This is a genomic window from Methylobacterium sp. WSM2598 (assembly GCF_000379105.1).
Taxonomy (GTDB): domain Bacteria; phylum Pseudomonadota; class Alphaproteobacteria; order Rhizobiales; family Beijerinckiaceae; genus Methylobacterium.
This window is the reverse complement of sequence record NZ_KB900609.1, coordinates 3,921,933-3,941,453: the sequence shown is the minus strand read 5'-3', so window position 1 is coordinate 3,941,453 and position 19,521 is coordinate 3,921,933. Positions and strand designations below refer to the sequence as shown.

The 19,521-nt window shown below is 74.3% G+C and carries 16 protein-coding genes and 1 pseudogene; 7 read left to right on the top strand and 10 right to left on the bottom strand.

Annotation, left to right across the window (positions count from 1 at the left end; all coding sequences use genetic code 11):
• Nucleotides 1-63: 63 nt before the first annotated feature.
• The 6 genes and pseudogenes from MET2598_RS0118885 to MET2598_RS36905 all read right to left on the bottom strand — a co-directional run bounded on the left by MET2598_RS0118885 (nt 64) and on the right by MET2598_RS36905 (nt 6,368).
• On the bottom strand, nt 64-291 hold the full coding sequence (locus tag MET2598_RS0118885; protein WP_012331712.1) for a hypothetical protein: 228 nt from the start codon (nt 289-291) through the stop codon (nt 64-66).
• A 4-nt stretch (nt 292-295) separates the two neighbouring features.
• Nucleotides 296-454 (bottom strand): hypothetical protein, encoded by a 159-nt coding sequence (locus MET2598_RS42220; RefSeq protein ID WP_012331713.1) that lies wholly within the window; start codon nt 452-454, stop codon nt 296-298.
• An 81-nt stretch (nt 455-535) separates the two neighbouring features.
• Nucleotides 536-1,996, bottom strand: coding sequence for a methyl-accepting chemotaxis protein (locus tag MET2598_RS0118875; RefSeq protein ID WP_026190814.1), 1,461 nt, complete (start codon nt 1,994-1,996; stop codon nt 536-538).
• A gap of 512 nt (nt 1,997-2,508) precedes the next feature.
• Nucleotides 2,509-3,756: a DUF305 domain-containing protein gene (locus MET2598_RS0118870; RefSeq protein WP_012331715.1), complete on the bottom strand. Its 1,248-nt coding sequence runs from the start codon at nt 3,754-3,756 to the stop codon at nt 2,509-2,511.
• Between the two features lie 13 nt (nt 3,757-3,769).
• Complete coding sequence (locus MET2598_RS0118865; RefSeq protein ID WP_018261945.1) at nt 3,770-4,657, bottom strand: manganese catalase family protein; 888 nt, start codon at nt 4,655-4,657, stop codon at nt 3,770-3,772.
• A gap of 377 nt (nt 4,658-5,034) precedes the next feature.
• Nucleotides 5,035-6,368, bottom strand: a pseudogene (locus tag MET2598_RS36905) (NAD(P)/FAD-dependent oxidoreductase).
• Between the two features lie 266 nt (nt 6,369-6,634).
• Here MET2598_RS36905 and MET2598_RS0118855 point away from each other — a divergent pair.
• A complete protein-coding gene (locus tag MET2598_RS0118855; RefSeq protein WP_012331717.1) occupies nt 6,635-6,997 on the top strand; it encodes a hypothetical protein in 363 nt (120 codons plus the stop codon).
• A gap of 147 nt (nt 6,998-7,144) precedes the next feature.
• Here the strand turns inward: MET2598_RS0118855 and MET2598_RS0118850 are convergent, their stop codons facing one another.
• Complete coding sequence (locus MET2598_RS0118850; protein WP_012331718.1) at nt 7,145-7,582, bottom strand: Lrp/AsnC family transcriptional regulator; 438 nt, start codon at nt 7,580-7,582, stop codon at nt 7,145-7,147.
• A 122-nt stretch (nt 7,583-7,704) separates the two neighbouring features.
• Between MET2598_RS0118850 and rocF the strand changes: the two genes are divergently transcribed.
• The 4 genes from rocF (at nt 7,705) to MET2598_RS0118830 (ending at nt 12,758) form a co-directional block, all read left to right on the top strand.
• Complete coding sequence (gene rocF, locus MET2598_RS0118845; protein ID WP_012331719.1) at nt 7,705-8,634, top strand: arginase; 930 nt, start codon at nt 7,705-7,707, stop codon at nt 8,632-8,634.
• 1 nt (nt 8,635) lies between these two features.
• Entirely contained in the window at nt 8,636-9,682 is a 1,047-nt protein-coding gene (locus MET2598_RS0118840) for an ornithine cyclodeaminase (protein ID WP_012331720.1), read from the top strand.
• Between the two features lie 475 nt (nt 9,683-10,157).
• The gene (locus tag MET2598_RS0118835) at nt 10,158-11,867 is read left to right on the top strand and encodes a putative bifunctional diguanylate cyclase/phosphodiesterase (RefSeq protein ID WP_018261941.1); all 1,710 of its coding nucleotides are present in this window, start codon (nt 10,158-10,160) and stop codon (nt 11,865-11,867) included.
• An 18-nt stretch (nt 11,868-11,885) separates the two neighbouring features.
• Nucleotides 11,886-12,758 (top strand): BLUF domain-containing protein, encoded by an 873-nt coding sequence (locus MET2598_RS0118830; protein WP_018261940.1) that lies wholly within the window; start codon nt 11,886-11,888, stop codon nt 12,756-12,758.
• Between the two features lie 463 nt (nt 12,759-13,221).
• On the opposite strand, the gene MET2598_RS0118825 is transcribed toward MET2598_RS0118830, so the two are convergent.
• Complete coding sequence (locus MET2598_RS0118825) at nt 13,222-13,962, bottom strand: sigma-70 family RNA polymerase sigma factor (protein ID WP_012331723.1); 741 nt, start codon at nt 13,960-13,962, stop codon at nt 13,222-13,224.
• Nucleotides 13,963-14,180: 218 nt separating this feature from the next.
• On the opposite strand from MET2598_RS0118825, the gene MET2598_RS0118820 reads away from it, so the two are divergent.
• Nucleotides 14,181-17,678 carry a PAS domain-containing protein gene (locus MET2598_RS0118820; RefSeq protein WP_018261939.1) on the top strand — a complete coding sequence of 1,166 codons (3,498 nt, stop codon included), beginning with the start codon at nt 14,181-14,183 and terminating at the stop codon, nt 17,676-17,678.
• Here MET2598_RS0118820 and MET2598_RS0118815 read toward each other — a convergent pair.
• The gene (locus MET2598_RS0118815) at nt 17,611-18,318 is read right to left on the bottom strand and encodes a glutathione S-transferase family protein (RefSeq protein WP_018261938.1); all 708 of its coding nucleotides are present in this window, start codon (nt 18,316-18,318) and stop codon (nt 17,611-17,613) included. The genes MET2598_RS0118820 and MET2598_RS0118815 overlap by 68 nt on opposite strands.
• 158 nt (nt 18,319-18,476) lie before the next feature.
• Here MET2598_RS0118815 and MET2598_RS0118810 point away from each other — a divergent pair, with 158 nt between their 5' ends.
• On the top strand, nt 18,477-18,803 hold the full coding sequence (locus tag MET2598_RS0118810; protein ID WP_157182211.1) for a hypothetical protein: 327 nt from the start codon (nt 18,477-18,479) through the stop codon (nt 18,801-18,803).
• Here MET2598_RS0118810 and MET2598_RS0118805 read toward each other — a convergent pair.
• Entirely contained in the window at nt 18,755-19,468 is a 714-nt protein-coding gene (locus tag MET2598_RS0118805) for a Crp/Fnr family transcriptional regulator (RefSeq protein WP_012331727.1), read from the bottom strand. The two genes, MET2598_RS0118810 and MET2598_RS0118805, sit on opposite strands and share 49 nt — an antisense overlap.
• Nucleotides 19,469-19,521: the final 53 nt, after the last annotated feature.

Below are 19,521 nucleotides of genomic sequence, written 5' to 3'. Positions count from 1 at the left end.
GCCGGGGCCGCCTCGGCAGCCGGGGCCGCCATCGCCGCCGGGCCGCGCGGCGCCCCGGGAGCTTCAGCGCGGGACCTTGGGCGCGGTCGGCTCCGGCCGGCCCGTCCGGTCCACGGTCGGCCGGCCGGGCGCCCGCTCCGGACCCGGTCCCTCGTGGGAGCGGTCGGTCTGGCTCACCGGGCTCTGGCCGGCCGGCAGGGCCTGACGGTCGTCGCGGCCGGGCGGGGCGGCGTCCCCGGCGAGGGCCGGCGCCGCGATCAGGCCGGCGAGGGCGAGCAGGGCGAGGCGCACGCGCTCACCCCTCGGCCTTGTCGCCCTGGCCCTGCTTGGCGCCGCCGCGCGGGTCGGTCGCGTCCTCGCCCCCCTCCGCGGTGCGGCCCTGGGGCGTCAGGCGCGGCCCGTCGATGGACGGGAGATCGTCGCGCTCGCGCGGGGCGTCGGGTTGGTCGGCCATGGCCTGTCTCCGGGATGCGGGTCCGGGCCAACGTGCGGGGGAGCGGGCGGTTCGCGCCGCCGTCGCGATCCCGGCGGGCGCTCAGCTCGCCGCCAGGAACTTCTCCATGCTGGCGTTGAGCCCCTCCGAGTGCCCGGTGAGGCTCGCGGCGATGCGGCGGACCTTCTCGGCGAGTTCGCCCGTCGCCGCCGCCGCCGAGGAGACGGCCGCGATGTTGCTCGACACCTCCTGGGTCGAGGCCGCCTGCTGCTCGACGGCGCTCGCCATGGCGAGCGTCAGCTTCGAGAGTTCGGCCACCGCGAGGTTGATCGTCTCCATGGCCGCCACGGCCTCGCCGGTCGCGCCCTGGATGTCGCTGATGCGCTGCGTGATCTCGCCGGTCGCCTTGCTGGTCTCGGCGGCGAGCGCCTTGACCTCGCTCGCGACCACGGCGAAGCCGCGGCCCGCGGTGCCGGCCCGGGCCGCCTCGATCGTGGCGTTGAGGGCGAGAAGGTTGGTCTGGCCCGCGATGCCGCTGATCATGCCCACCACCGAATCCACCTCGCGGGCGGTCGTGGACAGCATCCGCACCGTGGCGTCGGTCGCCTCGGCCTGCGCGGCGATCTGCCGGGCGCGCTCGGAGACGCGCCCGACCTGGCCCGAGATCTCGTGGATCGAGGCGGTCATCTCCTCCGATCCGGCCGCCACCGTGGAGGCGCGCTGGCGCGCCTCGTCGGCCGCGCGCGTCAGGCCCTCGGCCGAATCCTGCATCTCGCCGACCGCCCCGGTCACGGCCTCGACGACCTGGGCGGCGTCCTCCGCGACGGCGACCTGCGCGGTCACCACGGACCATGTCAGCATCGGTCCGAGATAGGCGCCGTCCTGCCCGGCGATGGCCGAGATCTGAACGTCCAGGGTCTCCGGCCCGAGCGTGAGCCGCGCGCGCCGCGGCAGCCCGTCCGGCCGGGCCAGCGCGTCCCTCGGCGCGCCCGGCACCCGGTAGAAGGCGTCGAGCGGGGCCCCGAGCAGGTCGCCCGCCTTGACCGTCAGGTGCCGCTCGAGATCCGCGAGCATCCGCCGCGAGGTCGCGTTCATGTAGTCGATGCGCAGGTCGTGCTGCGGGTCGGCCGTCATCACGGCGATCGGCATGCCCTCGATCATCGTCAGCAGGCGGCTGACCTCGTTCTTCTTGCGGGTGATGTCGGCCGCGAGCTTCACCACCTTGAAGGGCTTCCCGTCCGGCCCGATGATCGGATTGTAGGTCGCCTCCAGCCACACGGGCCTGCCGCCCTTGCCGACGCGCTGGAACTCGCCGGCGAAGAACTCGCCCTGGCGCAGCCGCGCCCAGAACTGCGCGTAGTCCGGGGCCGCGGCCGCCTTCTCGGCCACGAAGATGCGGTGATGCCGCCCCTTCACCTCCTCCAGGTCGTAGCCGACGACCGTGAGGAAGTTCCGGTTGGCGTGCAGGATCGTTCCGTTGAGATCGAACTCGATGAGCGCGAGCGACCTGTCGAACGCGGCGAGCGTCGCTTCGGCCATGCTGGGCCGCTGCCTCCATAGCATCGGTCTGCTCCCTGAAATCCTGGTTGGCAATGCTCACGGTGCCGGGTCGGGGCTCGGTATGGCGCCCCAATCTCTCAGTGACCCTTGGTCATCGGCAAGGCCGAAAAAGGGATTAAACTCCTCAGGAGGCGTGTCGGCCGACATGCGTCGCGCCGCGCCGCGCGCGGCGGCTCCGCGCGAATTCAGGATTGGGCAAGGCGTGCGGGCACCGGGCACGGCCCGCTGCGCCGCGCGGCCCAGCGCGCAATTCACCCTTCCTCAACCCGGGACGGCCTAGGCCGTGCGGCGAGCGGACGCGGCCGGGAGGGCGCGCCCGCGGCGGCGGAGCCCGGATCCGGCCCCGGCGCGGGGTTTCCGGGGCCCGCCATGCAGGATCTCCCGCTCCCGTCCTTGATCTGGATCAGGACCGGTCCCTGTGGACGGGACGGGGCGCGACCGGTCCGCCGCGGCGGCCCCACCCCGGAGGGCTTAGGCATCGCGGGGCGGGCGAGGGCGCGGCGGGGAGGCCGGGCTCACGGATCCTGCGGGAGGACCGCGCGGGGGAGTTCGGCCCGCTGCGGCGCGCCGGGGGCGGGGTCCTGATCGCCGTCGGCCGGCGCCGCGCCGAGGCGCGCCACGAGGTTCCCGATCGCCGCCGCCGTGGCGGCGAGCCCCTCGCGGCCCCGCATCAGCTCGATCTCGCCGCGCTGGTTGTGCCGGATCGCCTGCGCCATCAGCCGCACGCGCAGGTCGCCCGCGCCGCGCAGGGCCGCGTCCGCCATCGCGATGGCGCCCCGGTGATGGGCCGTCATCAGGCGCACGAAGGCGGCGTCGAAGGCGTCGGGCGCCGCCCGGGCCAGGCCGTCGATCTCGGCCTCGCCGAGCATGCCCGGCATGGCGGCCCGCTCCCGCGGCCCGCAGACGGCGAGCGGGGAATCGAACCAGCTGCGCCACCACTGGTCGAGGATCGCGACCTCGCCCGCCTGCGCGGCCGCGATCAGCCGGGCGAGGGCGCGCAGGTGCGGGTCCCGCGCCCGCTCGGCGGCGAGCCGCGCCAGGACGATCCCCTGCGCGTGATGGCTCGCCATGCGCCGCATGAAGGCTTGGTCGCCCGCGCGGTCGCGTCCCGCCCAGGGCCATTCGCGGCCCTGGGCGCCGAGGGCGGCGAGGACCGAGAGGGCGAGCGCGAACCCGCCCGCGAGCCAGGCCCAGAGCCCGGCGGCGCGGGCGTTCGGCGAGGGACGCCGCGCCAGCCGGTCGCGCAGCCATGGGAAGAGCGGGTAGCAGAGCGCCGAGGTGACGTGGACGAGGAAGCCGATCCAGTAGGGCTGCTCCAGGGTGAAGATCGGCTGCCGGAAGGGGATCGCCGGCACCAGGAGGAGCCACTCGCTCGCCGAAGTGAGGAGCGCCCAGGGCAGGGCGAGGGCCAGCAGGACGCCCGGGCGCAGGCCCGCCGTCCAGCGCCCCAGGAGGCCGAAGAACACCACCGCCCAGGACAGATCCGCCCATTGGTGGAACAGGATGCCGCCCAGGATGGCGGGCCAGCCGGGATCCGCCTGCAGGGCCGGATCCCGGAACGGGATCGCCGCCACCACCATCCAGTCGACGGCGGCGTCGCGGCCGATCCGGGCCGCGGCGAGCTGGCTCACCAGCGTCGAGAAGGTGCTGCTGACGAGCCCGAGCAGGCAGGCGGCCCGCCAGTCGAGGCCGGCGGGGGCGCGGAGCGGGGCGCCCCGCGAGGGGAGCGCCCCGGATTCGGGTGCGGCCACGGGCCCGGCCATGCCGGCGGATCCGTCAGATCTTGCCGTGGGTGACCGGCGGCTCGGTCATCTGCTCCTTCTGGGCGCCCGAATCCGGTCGGGCCGGGCCGAGCACCGGCTCCTCCCCGAGCGGCTCGAAGGCCTTGAAGGTGAACTGGCCGCGGCCGTCCATCGAGGGTCCCTCGCAGTAGCGGCCGGGCGGCACCGGCGTGCCGTTTCGGTCGGTGCCCACGAACATGTAGCTGAATTCCTGCGCCTCCTTCGACTGATCGAAGCTGTTGGGCACCGGCAGCGACTCGCGCAGGCCGCCGAGATCCTCGATCACCGCGAGCCATTGCTGCTGGTGCATGGTGTCGCGGGCGCTGAGGAAGCGCAGCATGTCCTGCATGCCGGGATCGTGGGCGGCGTTGAACAGGCGCACCGCCAGGGTGCGGCCGGTCGCCTCGGCGGTCACGTTGGCGAACATGTCGCCGACGAGGTTGCCGCTGGCGTAGACGTGCGAGCAGTCGAAGGGCAGGCCGTCGCCGTTCTCGGGCAGGGCCGCCATGCCGCTCGACAGGATGTGGCGGTGGAGCATGCCCTCGGCCACGTGCCGCGGGCGCTCGCCGCCCATCACGGCGCCGACGATCGGGTTCGCCTGCGCGGTCGTCTCCTGCAGGGTCGCGGGCGCGTTCTCCAGGTTCAGCGCCACCGCGGTCGCCAGCATCTCGATGTGGCTGATCTCCTCCGTCGCCGTGTGCAGGAGCGCGTCGCGATACGTGTTGCCCGGGCCACGCGCGCCCCAGGCCTGGAAGAAGTACTGCAGGCAGACGCGGATCTCACCTTCGACCCCGCCGATCGCCTGCTGCAGCTGGCGGGCGAAGATCGGATCGGGCTTCTCGGCCCGGACCGGATATTGGAGGCGCTGGTCGTGGCAGTACATCAGGCACTCCTGATCGGGCGGACCGGGCGCGCTCCCGACCTCATCGAGAGACTCAGCCTGAGTATGGCGCCCTGCGGCTCAACGCGGCCTGCGCGGCCGGGTTCACGCTGCGTCGCCGGTAAAAGGTTGATTTCCGTGCCGACATCTCGCGGTCAAGCCGAGGATTGATTTTACATAAGAAGGATTCAGATCTGAAATGCGTCGACTTCGCGCCAGAATTCACATAAGTGAACCCGGCCTCTCTGCTCGCATGCGCGGTCCAAAAGAACGCCCCGCCGGCCGGGCCGGGGGGCGTGGAGGCGACTCGCAGGAGGGTCCGATGAAGGGTCAGCCTTCGTGGGGCCAACCCGCCGCCGGCGGGCGTTGTTCCGGCCGGTTCAGGCCCGCTGGTGGCGGGCGGCGCGGGCCTCGTCGCGCGCCGAGATCAGGCGAGCGCCGCGCTGGTAGGTGACGCAGGCCCACAGCCAGCGCAGCGTCACGACGAGGCGGTTCTGGAAGCCGACCAGCAGTCGACGTGGGCGATGCCCCAGACCAGCCAGGCCGGGAAGCCCCTGAGCTTGACGCTGTCCCACTGCACGACGGCGCTGTTGCGCCCGATCACCGCGAGGTCGCCGCGCGAGCGGAAGCGGAACGGGGCGGGACGCTGCCCGGAGAGGAGGCGGGCGCGCAGGGCCTTGCCGAGGTAGCGGCCCTGCTGGTGGGCGACCTGGGCGAGGCCCGGCAGGGGCGAGCCGTCCTGCGCCCGGGCGAGGGCGACGTCGCCGAGCGCGCAGACGTCGGGCGCGCCCGCGACGGCGAGGTCGGGGCCGACCGGGACGTGGCCGGCGCGGTCGGTCTCGACGCCGAGCCACGCCCCCGCCGGGGAGGCGCGCACGCCCGCCCCCCAGACCATCACCGCCGGGATGTGCCGGCCCGCCGCCGTCATCCCGGTCTCGTCCATGGCCTCGACCGGGGAGCCGGTCAGCACGGTGACGCCGAGGCGCTCCAGCGCCCGGGTCGCGTAGGCCGAGAGGTCCTCCGGGAAGGTGCCGAGGATGCGCGGGGCGGCCTCGATCAGCAGGATGCGGGCCTTCGTCGGATCGACGGCGCGGAAGTCGCGGGCGAGGGCTTGGTGCAACAGGCCCGCGATGGCGCCGGCCATCTCGCCCCCGGTCGGGCCGCCGCCGATCACCACGAAGGTGGTCAGGCGCTCTCGCGTCGCCGGGTCGGGCGCGCGCTCGGCCTGCGCGAAGGCGAGCAGGACCCGGGCGCGGATCGCCCGCGCGTCGTCGAGGGTCTTGAGGCCGGGGGCGAGGCGCTCCCACTCGGCGTGGCCGAAATAGCTGTGGGTCGCGCCGGTCGCCAGCACCAGGGTGTCGTAGGGGATCGCGCCCCCGTCCTGCAGCCGCACCTCCCTGGCGGCCCGGTCGACGCCGCTCACCTCGCCGAGCAGCACCCGGACGTTGCGGTGGCGGCTGAGGATGCGCCGGATCGGCTCGGCCACCTCGCCGGGCGACAGGACGGCGGTCGCCACCTGCTAGAGGAGGGGCTGGAACAGGTGGTGGTTGCGCCGGTCGACGAGCGTCACCCGGATGCCCGCGGCGCCGCCGAGTTCCTGCGCCACCGCGAGGCCGCCGCCGACGATCACGACGTGGTGCTCGGCGCCCTCCGCCGGAACGGGTGCTCCGGATGCGGCAGCCTCGGGTTCGGCCGGGCGTGCGCGATCTGCCATGCTGTCCTTTGGGTGGCTGCTTGCAGGGGGCTGCTTGCGGGGGGCTGCTTGCGGGGGACTGCTCGCGGGTGGCTGCTCGCGTCCGGACCGGACCGGCGGGGGCTCGCGCCCCCGGGGACCATCGGGCTCAACCGGACATGCCAGGCGGGGTGCCGGGCCCCGACCGGGGACGATCTGCCCCGGAACGGACCTCCGGCCCGCCGGTTGGTCCGAGGCACCCGGCCGCGACGGCCGGCGGTGCGGCACGAGCCGGCGCGAGGCGGAGCATGGCCGAGACACGGACGGACCTTCCCCCCACCCACACGATCAAGCCGATCGACCCGCCGCCCGCCTCCGGCGCCACCACCGCCCAGCTCAAGGCCGACATCGACAGCGGGCGCACGGGCGACAAGACCGAGGTGTTCGATCCGGGCCTGTCGCCGCTCGGCACCGACGACGAGGCCGCGGGCCACCCGCCTTCCGCCGAGCGGGTGGCGCAGGCGCGCCGCAGCGAGGGGGCCGGGCGCTTCGAGGGCGGGGCCGAGAAGCCGTCCTACGCCCATCACCGCCAGAACAAGGCGCTGCCCTTCTTCATCGCCTTCATCGTGCTGGTCGCGCTGATCTTCGCCTCGGTGATGTGGTTCAAGTAGCGGGCCTCCCGGCCCGTCGCGCCGGAGGGTCCCCGCGCGCGGCCTCAATCCGACGGTCACGTCGGATGACCGTTGGTTCCGTTCCGATTCGTGAGGGTCGACGGTCCGATGCGTCGGCATCCTGGGCCGTATCCTGGGCCGTCGGCATCACAGCCGCGCCCGCGTGCTGCGCGGGGTGGCGAGCAGCAGGTGGGTCTCGGAGGCGGTGACGCCCGGGATCAGGCGCACCCGGCGCAGGATCGCGTCGAGGTCGGTCAGGCTCCCGGCCAGGATCTCCGCCACGATGTCCCAGCGCCCGTTGGTGGTGTGCACGGCGCCGACCTCCGGGAATCCGGTGAGCGCCCCGATGACCTCGTCCGCCTTGCGGCCCTCGACCTCGATCAGGGTCAGCGCGCGCACGGAGGGCGCCGTCGCGTCCGCCCGCAGCACCACCGTGTAGCCGACGATCTCCCCCTCGCGCTCCAGCCGGGCGATGCGCGCCCGCACGGTCGCCCGCGACACGCCGAGATCACCCGCGAGATCGGAGATGCTGCGCCGCCCGTCATGGCGCAGGATGGTGATCAGGCGGCGGTCGAGGTCGTCCACGGCGCCTCCGGTTCGGGCGGCCACGCTTGCCGAAATGGTAGGAAGCGGCCGCCGATCTGCCAATCCGGGTCGTTCAAACCGCCGCGGCCGCCGCCTAGATTCGGTGTGCGAGGAGGTCGGGGATGCGCGGATCGCGATGCGTGCTGGTGGGGGTTCCGGTTCAGGCGGGGGCCGGCCGCCGGGGCTGCGACATGGGCCCGAGCGCCTACCGGGCCGCCGGGATCGCCGAGGCGGTGAGCGACCTCGGCTTCGCCGTGGTCGATGCGGGCAACCTCGCGGCGCCGCCCTGGCCGGCGCAGGTCCACCCGAACCCCGCCATCCGCCAATTGCCCGAGGTGGCGGGCTGGACCGCGACCCTCGCCGAGGCCGCCGAGCAACTCGCCGCCGAGAGCCTGCCGCTCTTCCTCGGCGGCGACCACAGCCTCTCGGCCGGCACCATCGCGGGCATGAGCCGGCGCGCCAGGACCGAGGGGCGGCCTCTCTTCGTGCTCTGGCTCGATTCGCACCCGGACTTCCACACCCTCGACACGACGCGCAGCGGCAACCTGCACGGGGTGCCGATGGCCTACGTCACCGGGCGGCCGGGCTTCGCCGGCTACTTCCCGCCCCTCGAGGCGCCCCTCGATCCGCGCCGGGTCTGCATGATCGGCCTGCGCAGCGTCGATCCCGACGAGCGCACGGCGCTGCGCGAGGCGGGCGTGACGGTGCACGACATGCGTACCATCGACGAGGAGGGCATCGCGCGCCCCCTCGCGTCCTTCCTCGACCAGGTCGCGGCGGCGGAGGGGCTGCTGCATGTCAGCCTCGACGTCGACTTCCTCGATCCCGGCATCGCGCCGGGGGTCGGCACCACCGTGCCGGGGGGCACCACCTTCCGCGAGGCGCATCTCGTGATGGAGATGCTGCACGACAGCGGCCTCGTGCGCGCCCTCGACCTCGTGGAGCTCAACCCCTTCCTCGACGAGCGCGGGCGCACCGCGCTCCTGATGGTCGACCTCGCCGCGAGCCTGCTCGGCCGGCGCGTCCTCGACCGTCCGACCCGGAGCTACTGAGATGCGGGCCCTCAACACCGTGCCCTTCGTCAGCGTCGAGAACATGATGCGCCTCGTCCTGGCGATCGGCGTCGAGCGCGTCCTGACCGACCTCGCCGCCTGCATCGAGGCCGATTTCCGGCGCTGGGACTCCTTCGACAAGACGCCGCGGGTCGCCGCGCACAGCGTCGACGGCGTCATCGAGCTGATGCCGACGAGCGACGGCACCTCCTACGGGTTCAAGTACGTCAACGGCCATCCGAAGAACCTGCGCAGCGGCCGCCAGACCGTGGCGGCCTTCGGCGTGCTGGCGGATGTGAGCCACGGCTACCCGGTGCTGCTCACCGAGATGACGATCCTGACGGCGCTGCGCACCGCCGCGACCTCGGCGGTGGCGGCCAGGGTCCTGGCGCCGCCGGGGGCCCGCACCATGGCGCTGATCGGCAACGGCGCCCAGGCCGAGTTCCAGGCCATGGCCTTCAAGGCGCTGCTCGGGATCGACCGCCTGCGCCTCTACGACATCGACCCGGCCGCGACGGCCAAGTGCCTGCGCAACCTCGCCGGGCTCGGCTTCGACCTCCAGCCCTGCACCAGCGTGGCGGCGGCGGTCGAGGGGGCCGAGATCGTCACCACGGCGACGGCCGACAAGCAGAACGCCACGATCCTGACCGACAACCTCGTCGGTCCGGGCATCCACATCAACGGCGTCGGCGGCGACTGCCCGGGCAAGACCGAACTGCATCCGGACGTGCTGCGGCGGGCCGAGATCACGGTCGAGTACGCGCCCCAGACCCGGATCGAGGGCGAGATCCAGCAATTGCCCCCGGACCACCCGGTGACGGAACTCTGGCAGGTCCTCGCCGGCCGGGCGCCGGGCCGGCGCGACGCGCGCGCCGTGACGCTGTTCGATTCGGTCGGTTTCGCGATCGAGGATTTCTCCGCCCTGCGCTACGTGCGGGAGGCGCTGGCGATCCACCCGTTCTTCACCGAGCTCGACCTCGTCGCCGACCCGGACGAGCCCCGCGACCTCTTCGGCATGCTGCTGAGGGCGCGGGCGCGGGCGGCGTGACGGGGCCGCTCCCCGGTCCCGCCGCGAGCCGGCCGCCAGGGCGACGGACGGCTGCGCGAACGGCATCGGACCACGAGAGGCGGCGTGGCCCGGGTCATCGATTTGGCCCGCCGAAGGTGGTCGTCCCGGGCCTCCCGGCACTCTGCGGGGCCGGATCCAGCTGCACCGCCCGCCGCGGCGGCGCCAAGATGCGCGCCGCGAAGTACGCAGGTCAAGTCCGGTTAACTCAAGGTCATGCGCGGACGCCGATCGCGCGCCGTTGCGGCGCGGCGCCGCGACGGCTGCTCCAGGCAGAAGATCTTCCGCAGCGGAATCCGGAGAGACCGGTCATTCACGCGTGTTGCCGGCGCGTGTCCCCGCCGGAGAGGCCCGGGACCGGGCCGTTTGATCAATCTTTCCTTAGGAATCCAGTCTTACTCCTGCCGAGTACTGCACGCTGGCCGCGGGGCAGGCTGCGATCCGGGGGCGGTCCGTCATGGCGTTGGGTGCGCATCGCGTCGAGAACACCCTCCGGGGCCCGACCGATCCGGAGCCCGCTTCCCCGCTGCCGCGGGCGCTGCTCCTGCGCTGCCTCGACGGCCTGCGCCACGGGCTGCTGATCCTGGACGAGGCGGGGCGCGTCGCGCTCTGCACCGAGCCGGCCCGGGCGCTGCTCGCCGCGCTCGCGCCGGACCTCGCCGAGCCGCTCTCCCCGCGGCGCCTGATCGCGGCCCTGCGCGGGGCGGGCGCCCTCGCCAGGGCCGACATCCTGCGGGCGGCGCGGCGCCTGCGCGAGGAGGGCGCCGTCTCCCTCGACCTCTGCCACCGCGACCGCACCGTGCAGGTCTCCCTGAGCCGCGTCCCCGGCACCGGAATGGTCGCCACCCTGGAGGATATCAGCGCGCGGCGCGCCGCAGAGGCGAGCGCGGCCGAGACGGCGCGGCTCGATCCCCTGACCCGGCTCCCCAACCGCCTGCTCCTGCGCGAGCGCCTCGGCGCGGCCCTCGACCGGCTCGCGCGGCGCGGCGAGGGCTGCGCGCTCCTGCTCGTCGACCTCGACCGTTTCAAGCCGGTCAACGACACGCTCGGCCACCCGGTCGGCGACGCGCTGCTCGAGAAGGTCGCCGACCGGCTGCGCGCGACGGTGCGGGCCGAGGACACGGTGGCCCGCATCGGCGGGGACGAGTTCGTGGTCCTGCAATCGGCCGTGCGGGACGCCGCCGACACCACCGCGCTCGCCCAGCGCCTCGTCGACCTGATCGGCCGGGCCTACATGATCGAGGGCCACCTCGTCAGCATCGGGGCGAGCCTCGGCATCGCGCTCGCCCCGCAGGACGGGACCGATCCCGACCGCCTCCTCAAGAGCGCCGACCTCGCCCTCTACCGCGCCAAGCGCGACGGGCGCGCCACCTTCCGGTTCTTCGAGCCGACCATGGACGCGCAGATGCAGGCGCGCCGCCAGCTCGAGCTCGACATGCGCCAAGCGCTCGCCCGGCGCGAATTCGAGATCCACTACCAGCCCCAGCTCAACCTGCTGGAGGAGCGCCTCACCGGCTGCGAGGCGCTGCTGCGCTGGCGCCACCCCGTCCGCGGCATGGTCTCGCCCGCCGAGTTCATCCCGCTGGCCGAGGAGATCGGCCTGATCGTGCCGATCGGCGACTGGGTGATCCGCCAAGCCTGCCACGACGCCGTGCGCTGGCCCCGGCCGATCACGGTCGCGGTCAACGTCTCGCCCGCGCAGTTCAAGGGCGACCGCCTCGTCGACACCGTGGTCTCGGCCCTGGCGCGCTCGGGGCTGCCCGCCCCGCGCCTGGAGATCGAGATCACCGAGGGGCTTCTCCTGCAGGACGACGCCCAGACCCTGCGCACCCTGCACCGCCTGCGCGACCTCGGCGTGCGCGTCTCGATGGACGATTTCGGCACCGGCTACTCCTCGCTGAGCTACCTGCGCGCCTTCCCGTTCGACAAGATCAAGATCGACCGCTCCTTCGTCCGCGACATGGCCCAGAAGCCCGACGGCGACGCGGTCATCCGGGCGATCGCCGGGCTCGGGCGCAGCCTCGGCATGACCACCGTGGCGGAGGGCGTCGAGACGCCCGAGCAGATGCGCCGCATCCGGGCGGAGGGCTGCACCGACGTGCAGGGCTACCTCGTGAGCCGCCCGATCCCCGCCGACGACCTCCTGGCCCTGCTCGCCCGCTCCTGATCCCCCACGGAGGCCCCGATGCAAGACCTCTACCGCCTCGTCTACGCGAGCCGGAACCTGCTGAAGCCCGACGAGGCGGAGGCGGCCATCGTGCAGATCCTGGCGGCCTCCCGCCGCAACAACGAGGCCGCCGGGGTCACGGGCGCGCTGATGTTCAACGCCGGCGCCTTCGCGCAGGTGCTGGAGGGCCCCCGCAGGAGCGTCGAGGCCACCTTCGAGCGCATCCAGCGCGACCTGCGCCACAGCGACGTCACGGTCCTGCAATGCGGCCCGGTGGAGGCGCGCGGCTTCGCCAACTGGGCCATGGCCTTCGTGGGCCAGTCCGGTCGCGGCCGGTCGCTGTGGAGCGGCATCGCGGCCGAGAGCGGGTTCGATCCGGAGCGCCTCGACGGCGATGCCGTCCTCGCCATGCTGCACGGCCTCGTGCTGGAGGAGGAGGACGTCTCCGACGCCCCGAGCCTGCTGCCCGGCGCCCCGGCGGCGGACGGCCCCCCGCCCGCCTTCGATCCCGACCGGCTGCGGGCGGAACTCGCGGCCCTGCAGCCGGCCGGGGCCGCGCCCGCCGGCGCGGCGCCCGCGCCCGATGCCGGGCGGCAGCTTCCGGAGGCCCGGGACCGGCCGGCGGTCGGGGAGCTGCCGGCGGCAGAGGGAGCCCTCGCCGTCCTGCGCGAGGCCCTGGCCGAGGAGCGCGCCCGCACCACGTCCCTGCGCGGCGACCTCGACGACCTGCGCGTCGCGCTCGCGCTGGTCCGGGACGAGGTCAAGGCCCTGCGGCGCGACCGGGACCGCTGGGCGGAGCGCGCGCGCCTCCTCGCGGCGGCCCTTCATCAGGAGGCCGAGGCGGTCGCGCCGGGGCCGGATCCGGCGCGAACCGGCCGAAAGGCCGCCTGACCGGGCCCGATTGAGCACAAAAGTGCCACCAACGGGAGCGTGCCGCACAATTGTGCTTGTGGGGGCCGACGCCTCCGGCTAAGACCCTCGGACCCAAGGCAGAAAAAAAGGCCGCCCTCGCGAGCGGCCCGAAGTCTAGGGAGGAAACGCCCCAAGAGGGCAATCGCCGCCGCGACGCCATCGCGGCGGCGACGTCGTTTTGTCCCACGCTGCACCGCACAACGCAACCGAGCTTGGCGGGGGACTGCCATGCTCGCCCGGCATGGAACGTTGCGGGAGCGGCGCCCAGGCGCGCCGCGCGAGGGGTTTTGCGACGGCGCGTGCGCCCGCGGCCACGAAAGCGAGACCGGTCCGCTCGCCCTTCATGAAGGGACAGGGTCCGCCGATCTGCGCGCGGCAGCGCGCAGACGAGGCAGGCCACGGGGTCGAGCGCGATCAGGACGGGGTCCCGGGCGCGCCGCGCTCAGCCGCGCGGCATCCCCCGGTTCGTCATGGCGGATTGGATCATCGCGTCCGCCTGCAACTCCCGGCCCGTATAGCCGAGCAGGGCGGCGAGCCGCGACCGGGCGCGGTTCACGCGGCTCTTGATGGTGCCGACCGCGACCCCCATCATGGCGGCGACCTGCTCGTAGGTCAGTTCCTGCACGCCCACCAGCACCAGCGTCTCGCGCATGTCGGGCGGCAGCCGCGACAGCGCCTCCTGCACCTCCACGAGGCTCACCCCGTGGTCCTGGCGCGGCGCCACCGCCAGCATCGCGGCGTACTGTCCCTCGTCGTCCTCCACCTCGCGCGAGCGCTTGCGCCGCAGCGAGTAGAAGTGGTTGCGCATGATGGTGAACAGCCACGCGTCGAGGTTGGTGCCCGGCGTGAAGCGCTCGCGGTTCTGCCAGCCGCGCAGGACGGTCTCCTGCACGAGGTCGTCGGCCTCGGCGGTCCGCCCCGCCATGCTGATCGCGAAGGCGCGCAGCGAGGGCAGCGCCTTCATCAGGCCGGCATGGAAGGCGCGCAGATCGGCGTCGGACTGCGCGTCGAGCGCCTTGGTGAGTTGGTCGAGAAGCGCCTGCAGCGAGGACGACAGCTCCGCCGTCTGGTGAGCCCCGTAGAGCTCCCGCAGCGCGTGACCGAGATGGTCGCGCACCGGCTCGGGCAGGAGCACGCTGTCGGTCGCCGCCGGGACCGCCGGGGCATCGGGGGACAAGAGCACTGGGCCTCCAAATACTAGACAGGAGTATTACTGGAAGTCCAGCTATGGCGAGCCGGGGCGGCGTCAAGCGGTCGGGCGGCCCGGACCGCGCCGCGGCATCCCGTGCCGCAGGCCGGCGCCGCCGGGCTGCGGGCGTCCACGCGGATTGACACGGCTCCCGCCGGCGACATCTTCGCGGTGACGCCGCGCGCGCCCCCCGAGAGAGGAGGACAGCCGCCGTGACCGTCGAGACGCGGCCGAAGGAGGTCATCGGGATCGCCGGAGGCGGCGCGCTCGGCGCGCTCGTCCGTGCCCACGACTGGGCGGCCACTCCCCTCGGGCCGATCGGGTCCTGGCCCGGCAGCCTGCGCACCGCCGTCGGCATCGTGCTGCTCTCCCCCGTGCCGATGGTGCTGCTCTGGGGCGAGGACGGCGTCATGATCTACAACGACGCCTACGCGGTCCTCGCCGCCGGCCGCCACCCGGCCCTGCTCGGCAGCCGGGTGCGGGAGGGGTGGCCGGAGGTCGCGGCCTTCAACGACCACGTCATGCGGGTGGTGCTCGCGGGCGGGACGCTCGCCTACAAGGACCAGGAACTCGTCCTCCACCGCAGCGGCCGGCCCGAGCAGGTCTGGATGAACCTCGACTATTCCCCGGTGCCCGACGAGGGCTGCCGTCCCGCCGGGGTGCTGGCGGTGGTGGTCGAGACCACGGCCCGCGTCCTGGCCGAGCGCCGGCTCGTCGCCGAGGCGAAGCGGCAGCGCCGGATCCTGGAGCAGGCGCCGCGCTTCATCTGCATCCTGCGCGGCCCCGACCACGTGATCGAGTTCGCCAACGCCGCCTTCCGCGCGCTGTCCGGCGCGCGGGAGGTCCTCGGCCGCAGCCTGCGCGCGGCCGTCCCGGACCTCGCCGGGCCGGGCGTCTTGGAGCGCCTCGACCAGGTCCGCGCCACGGGCGAGCGCCGCGCCGCCCGGGCCGCGCGCGTGCGCCTGCGGCCCGGGCCGGAGGGGCCCGCGCGCGATCTGCGCCTCGATCTCGTCTACGCGCCGGTGACGGACGAGGAGGGCCGGGTGGTCGGCGTGCTCTGCGAGGGCACCGACGTCACCGAGCGCCACCGGGCCCAGGTCGCCCTGAGGCGGCGCTCCCGTCAGCTGCAGCAGCTCGCCGAGGCGGCCCTCGGGGTGGCGCGGGCGCCGGCCCTCGCCGCAACCCTCGACGCGATCACCCGGGCGGCGCGCCGGATCATCGGCGCCCGCCAGGCGGTGACGAGCCTCACGGGCGGGGAGGAGCGGAGCCGGGCGGTGAGCGCGCTCTCCCCGGACCGGCGCTGCGCCGCCCGGGGCCGCGACCTGCCGGCCCCTGACGGGACCGGCATCGACGCGATGGTCTGCGAGCAGAACCGCCCGGCGCGGATGTCCCAGGCGGAGCTCGAAGCCCATCCGCGCCGGCGCGGCGTCGGCGCCCAGGCCTGCGCCCCTCCGCCGATGCGCGGCTGGCTCGCCGCGCCGCTCATCGGCCGCGATGGGCGCAACCTCGGCCTGATCCAGCTCTCCGACCGGGTGGACGGCGGCGAGTTCGACGCCACCGACGAGGCGATGCTGGTCCAGCTCGCCCAGATCGCCTCCGCCTCGGTGGAGCGGATGCTGGCCGAGGCGGCCCTGCGCCGCAGCGAGGCGGCGCTCGGCGAGACCGTCTCGACGCTGGACGCGCTCCTCGCCCACGCCCCGATCGGCTTCGCCTTCTTCGATCCGCAGCACCGCTACGTGCGCCTCAACGCGGTCCTGGCCGAGATCAACGGCCTCCCCGTCGCGGCCCATCTCGGGCGCAGCATCGAGGAGGTGCTGCCGGTGAACGCGGTCACGGTCGGGCCCGCCCTCGACGAGGTCGTCGCCACCGGCCGCTCCCTCGACACGCTGGAGGTCGACGGGGAGACGCCGGCCCGGCCCGGGGAGCTCCGCTCCTGGCTCACCAGCTTCTTCCCGGTCTTCGGCCCGGACGGGGCGGTGGCCTATGTGGGCGTCACGGTGATCGACATCACCGAGCGGCGGCGCGCCGAGGCCGCCGTGCGGGACCTCGCCGAGAGCCTGGAGCGGCGCGTCCAGGAGCGCACCGCCGCCCTGGCCGAGAGCGAGCGCCGCTTCCGCGCCATCTTCGACACCACCTTCCAGCTCACCGGTCTCGCCGCCCTCGACGGCACCATCCTGGTGGTGAACCGCGCGGCCCTGGAGGCGGCGGGCGTCGCGCTGGCCGAGGTCGTCGGCGTGAAGATGTGGGACTCGCCCTGGTGGCGGGACCTGCCCGAGGAGGCCGCGCGGCTGCGGGAGGGCATCGCCCGCGTCGCGCGCGGCGCCTTCGTGCGCTACGAATCCCGCCATCGCCTGCCGATCGGCCTGCGCAGCTTCGACTTCTCGATGAAGCCCGTCCTCGACGAGGCGGGCCGACCGATCTTCCTGGTGGCCGAGGGCCGCGACGTCACCGACCAGCGCCGGGCCGAGGAGGCGCTGCGCCAGGCGCAGAAGATGGAGGCGGTGGGCCAGCTCACCGGCGGCCTCGCCCACGACTTCAACAACCTGCTCACCGGCATCTCCGGCTCGCTCGAATTGCTGCAGTCGCGCCTGGCGCAGGGGCGGGTGTCGGAGACCGGCCGCTACATCGACGCGGCGCAGGGGGCGGCCAAGCGGGCGGCGGCGCTGACCCACCGCCTCCTCGCCTTCTCGCGCCGCCAGACCCTCGACCCCAGGCCCACCGACGTCAACCTCCTGATCGCCGGCATGGAGGAGCTGATCCGGCGCACCATCGGCCCGGCGGTCAGCCTGTCGGTGGAGCCCGACCGCGCCCCCTGGACCATCCTGGTCGACCCGGGCCAGCTCGAGAACGCGCTGCTCAACCTGTGCATCAATGCCCGGGACGCGATGCCGGAGGGCGGGCGCATCGTCATCGCGACCGCCAAGCGCGAGCTCGGCCCGGGCGCGGGCGACCTGCCGCCCGGCGCCTACGTGACGCTCACGGTGACGGATACGGGCGCCGGCATGAGCCCGGAGGTGCTGGCGCGGGCCTTCGACCCGTTCTTCACCACGAAGCCCCTCGGCCAGGGCACCGGCCTCGGCCTGTCGATGATCTACGGCTTCGTGCGCCAGTCGGGCGGCCAGGTGCGCATCGACTCGGCGCAGGGGCGGGGCACCGCGGTCGCCCTCCTGTTTCCCCGCCATCACGGGCCGGCGCGGGCGCCCGAGGAGGTCCCGGACCGCGCGGCGCCGCCGCGGGCCCGGGACGGGGAGACGGTGCTCGTCGTCGACGACGAGGCGAGCGTGCGCCTGCTCGTCGCCGAAGTGCTGCAGGATCTCGGCTACCGGGCGCTCGAGGCGAGGGACGGGGCGGCCGGGCTCGCGCAGCTCCGGGCGGAGGGCCGGATCGACCTCCTCGTCACCGATGTGGGCCTGCCGGGCGGCATGAACGGCCGCCAGCTCGCCGATGCCGGCCGGGTGCTGCGGCCGGACCTGAAGGTCCTGTTCATCACCGGCTACGCGGAGACGACGGTGGTCGGCGCGGGCGACCTGCAACCCGGCATGGAGGTGCTCACCAAGCCCTTCGTGCTGGAGGAGCTGGCGCGGCGCATCCGCGGGATGATCGCGGGCGCCCCCGGCGCGGGACCGGGGGCGCCCGCCGCGCTCAGCCCGCCGGCTGCGCCAGGAAGCGGAACATGTGGCGGCGCGCCTCCTCGTCCATCTCGGCCTTGAAGGCGTGCTTGTCCTTGAGGGCGAGCGCGGCCTGCGCGGCCGGGCGGGCGGAGATCCCGTCGACGAGCCGCTTCAGGTGGGGGAACCCGGCCCAGGCCGAGTCGTCCGCGAGTCCGGCCCCGAGCACGAAGGGCACCATCCGGGCCCAGCCCCAGACCGCCATGTCGACGATGGTGTAGGTCTCGCCGAGCACGAAGGGCCGGTCCTTCAGCTGGGCGTCGAGGATCCCGTAATGGCGGCGCGCCTCGTAGACGTAGCGCGCCCGCGCGTAATCGTCCGGCGCCGGGGCGAAGTGCCGGAAATGCACCGCCTGGCCCGAATAGGGGCCGATCCCGGTCGCCACGAACATCAGCCAGGAGAGGAGGTCGGCGCGGGCGGCCGGATTCTGCTCGGGCAGGAAGCGCCCGGTCTTCTCGGCGAGGTAGAGCAGGATCGCGTTCGAATCGAACACCCGCACCCCGGCCTCCTCGTCGAGGATGACCGGCACCTTGCTGTTGGGGTTCAGGGCCGTGAAGGCGGGATCGTGCTGCTCGCCCCGGCGGGTGTCGACCGGCCGCGCCGCGTAGGGCAGGCCCATCTCCTCCAGGCAGAGGGCGACCTTCATCGGGTTGGGCGAGAGATTGTAGAAGAAGGTGATCACTCGGCATCTCCTCGCGTGCGGCACCCTTCCGGTGCGCGGCGGGCGTGACATGGCACGGCCCCGCGCCGCCCTGAAGGGGCCACGGGGCTTTTCTCCCGCGGGATGCGCCGGGTGGCCGGGACGGGTGGCCGCCCGGCCGCAATCGGCAGGTGCGGGTGATGCTCGGCGCCGCGGGAGGCCCGCCCTCCTCGGGCTCGGGCGGCTCCTTCGGGGCGGCGCGTGCGGGCGCGGCCCTCTCCGTCGCCTGCGAGGCGCCGCGGCGCGAGCGCCTGGCGGGGACCGGGCTCGATCCGGAGAAGGCCGTCCTCGCGCGGGGCCGCGTCACGTCCGGCGGCCCTCAGGAGAGCCCGCGCCCTGACCCGCTCACCCTCGACACGCTGCGGCCCGGGCTCGGCGAGCCCGAGGCCGCGCCCGAGCCCGATCCGCCCCGACGCCGTCACGCCGCCTCGATCAGGCGGTCGTGCTCGGCCTCCGCCACGCCGTAGCCGTCCTCCGCCGCCGCGATCAGGCGCGGCCGGTCGAGGATCGTGATGCGCCCGCGCCGGGCGCGGATGAGCCCCCGTCCCTCCAGGCCCTGCAGGGCGAGGGTCACGCTGGTGCGCTGCACGCCCAGCATCATCGCCAGGAACTCGTGCGTGAGGACGAGTTCGTCGCCCTCGCTGCGGTCGCGGCACATCAGCAGCCAGCGGGCGAGGCGCGCCTCGATCTGGTGGGAGGCGTTGACGAAGGCGGTCTGGGCGGTCTGCGTCATCTGCACCTGCACGCTGCGCAGCAGCAGCAGGCGCAGGGACGGGCTGGACCCGACCGCGTCGAGCAGCCGCTCGGTCGGGATGCGCAGCATCGTGCCCTCGCCCTGGACGATGTGCTCGTAGGGGCCGCGATCGCTGCCGAGGAGCACGGGCGCGGCCCCCACGAGGCCCTCGCGGCCGATCACGCCGATCTCGCCCCGGCCGCGCGGGCCGACCGCCGTCATCGAGCTGAAGCCGGTCTCCGGGAAGTACAGCGCCTCGATCGGCGTGCCGGCCTGCATCAGAACCTGCCGCAGACCGGTCCGCACCGGCCGGAGGTGCGGCGCCACGCGGGCGAAATCGTCGGGTGCGAGCCGTCGGAGCAGGCGGTTGCGCAGCTCCTCTTGCGGGATCTCCGGCATCTCAAGCCCTCCCCGGCCCGGCCGGGATGCCCACGCCCCGGCCCGAGCGCCGC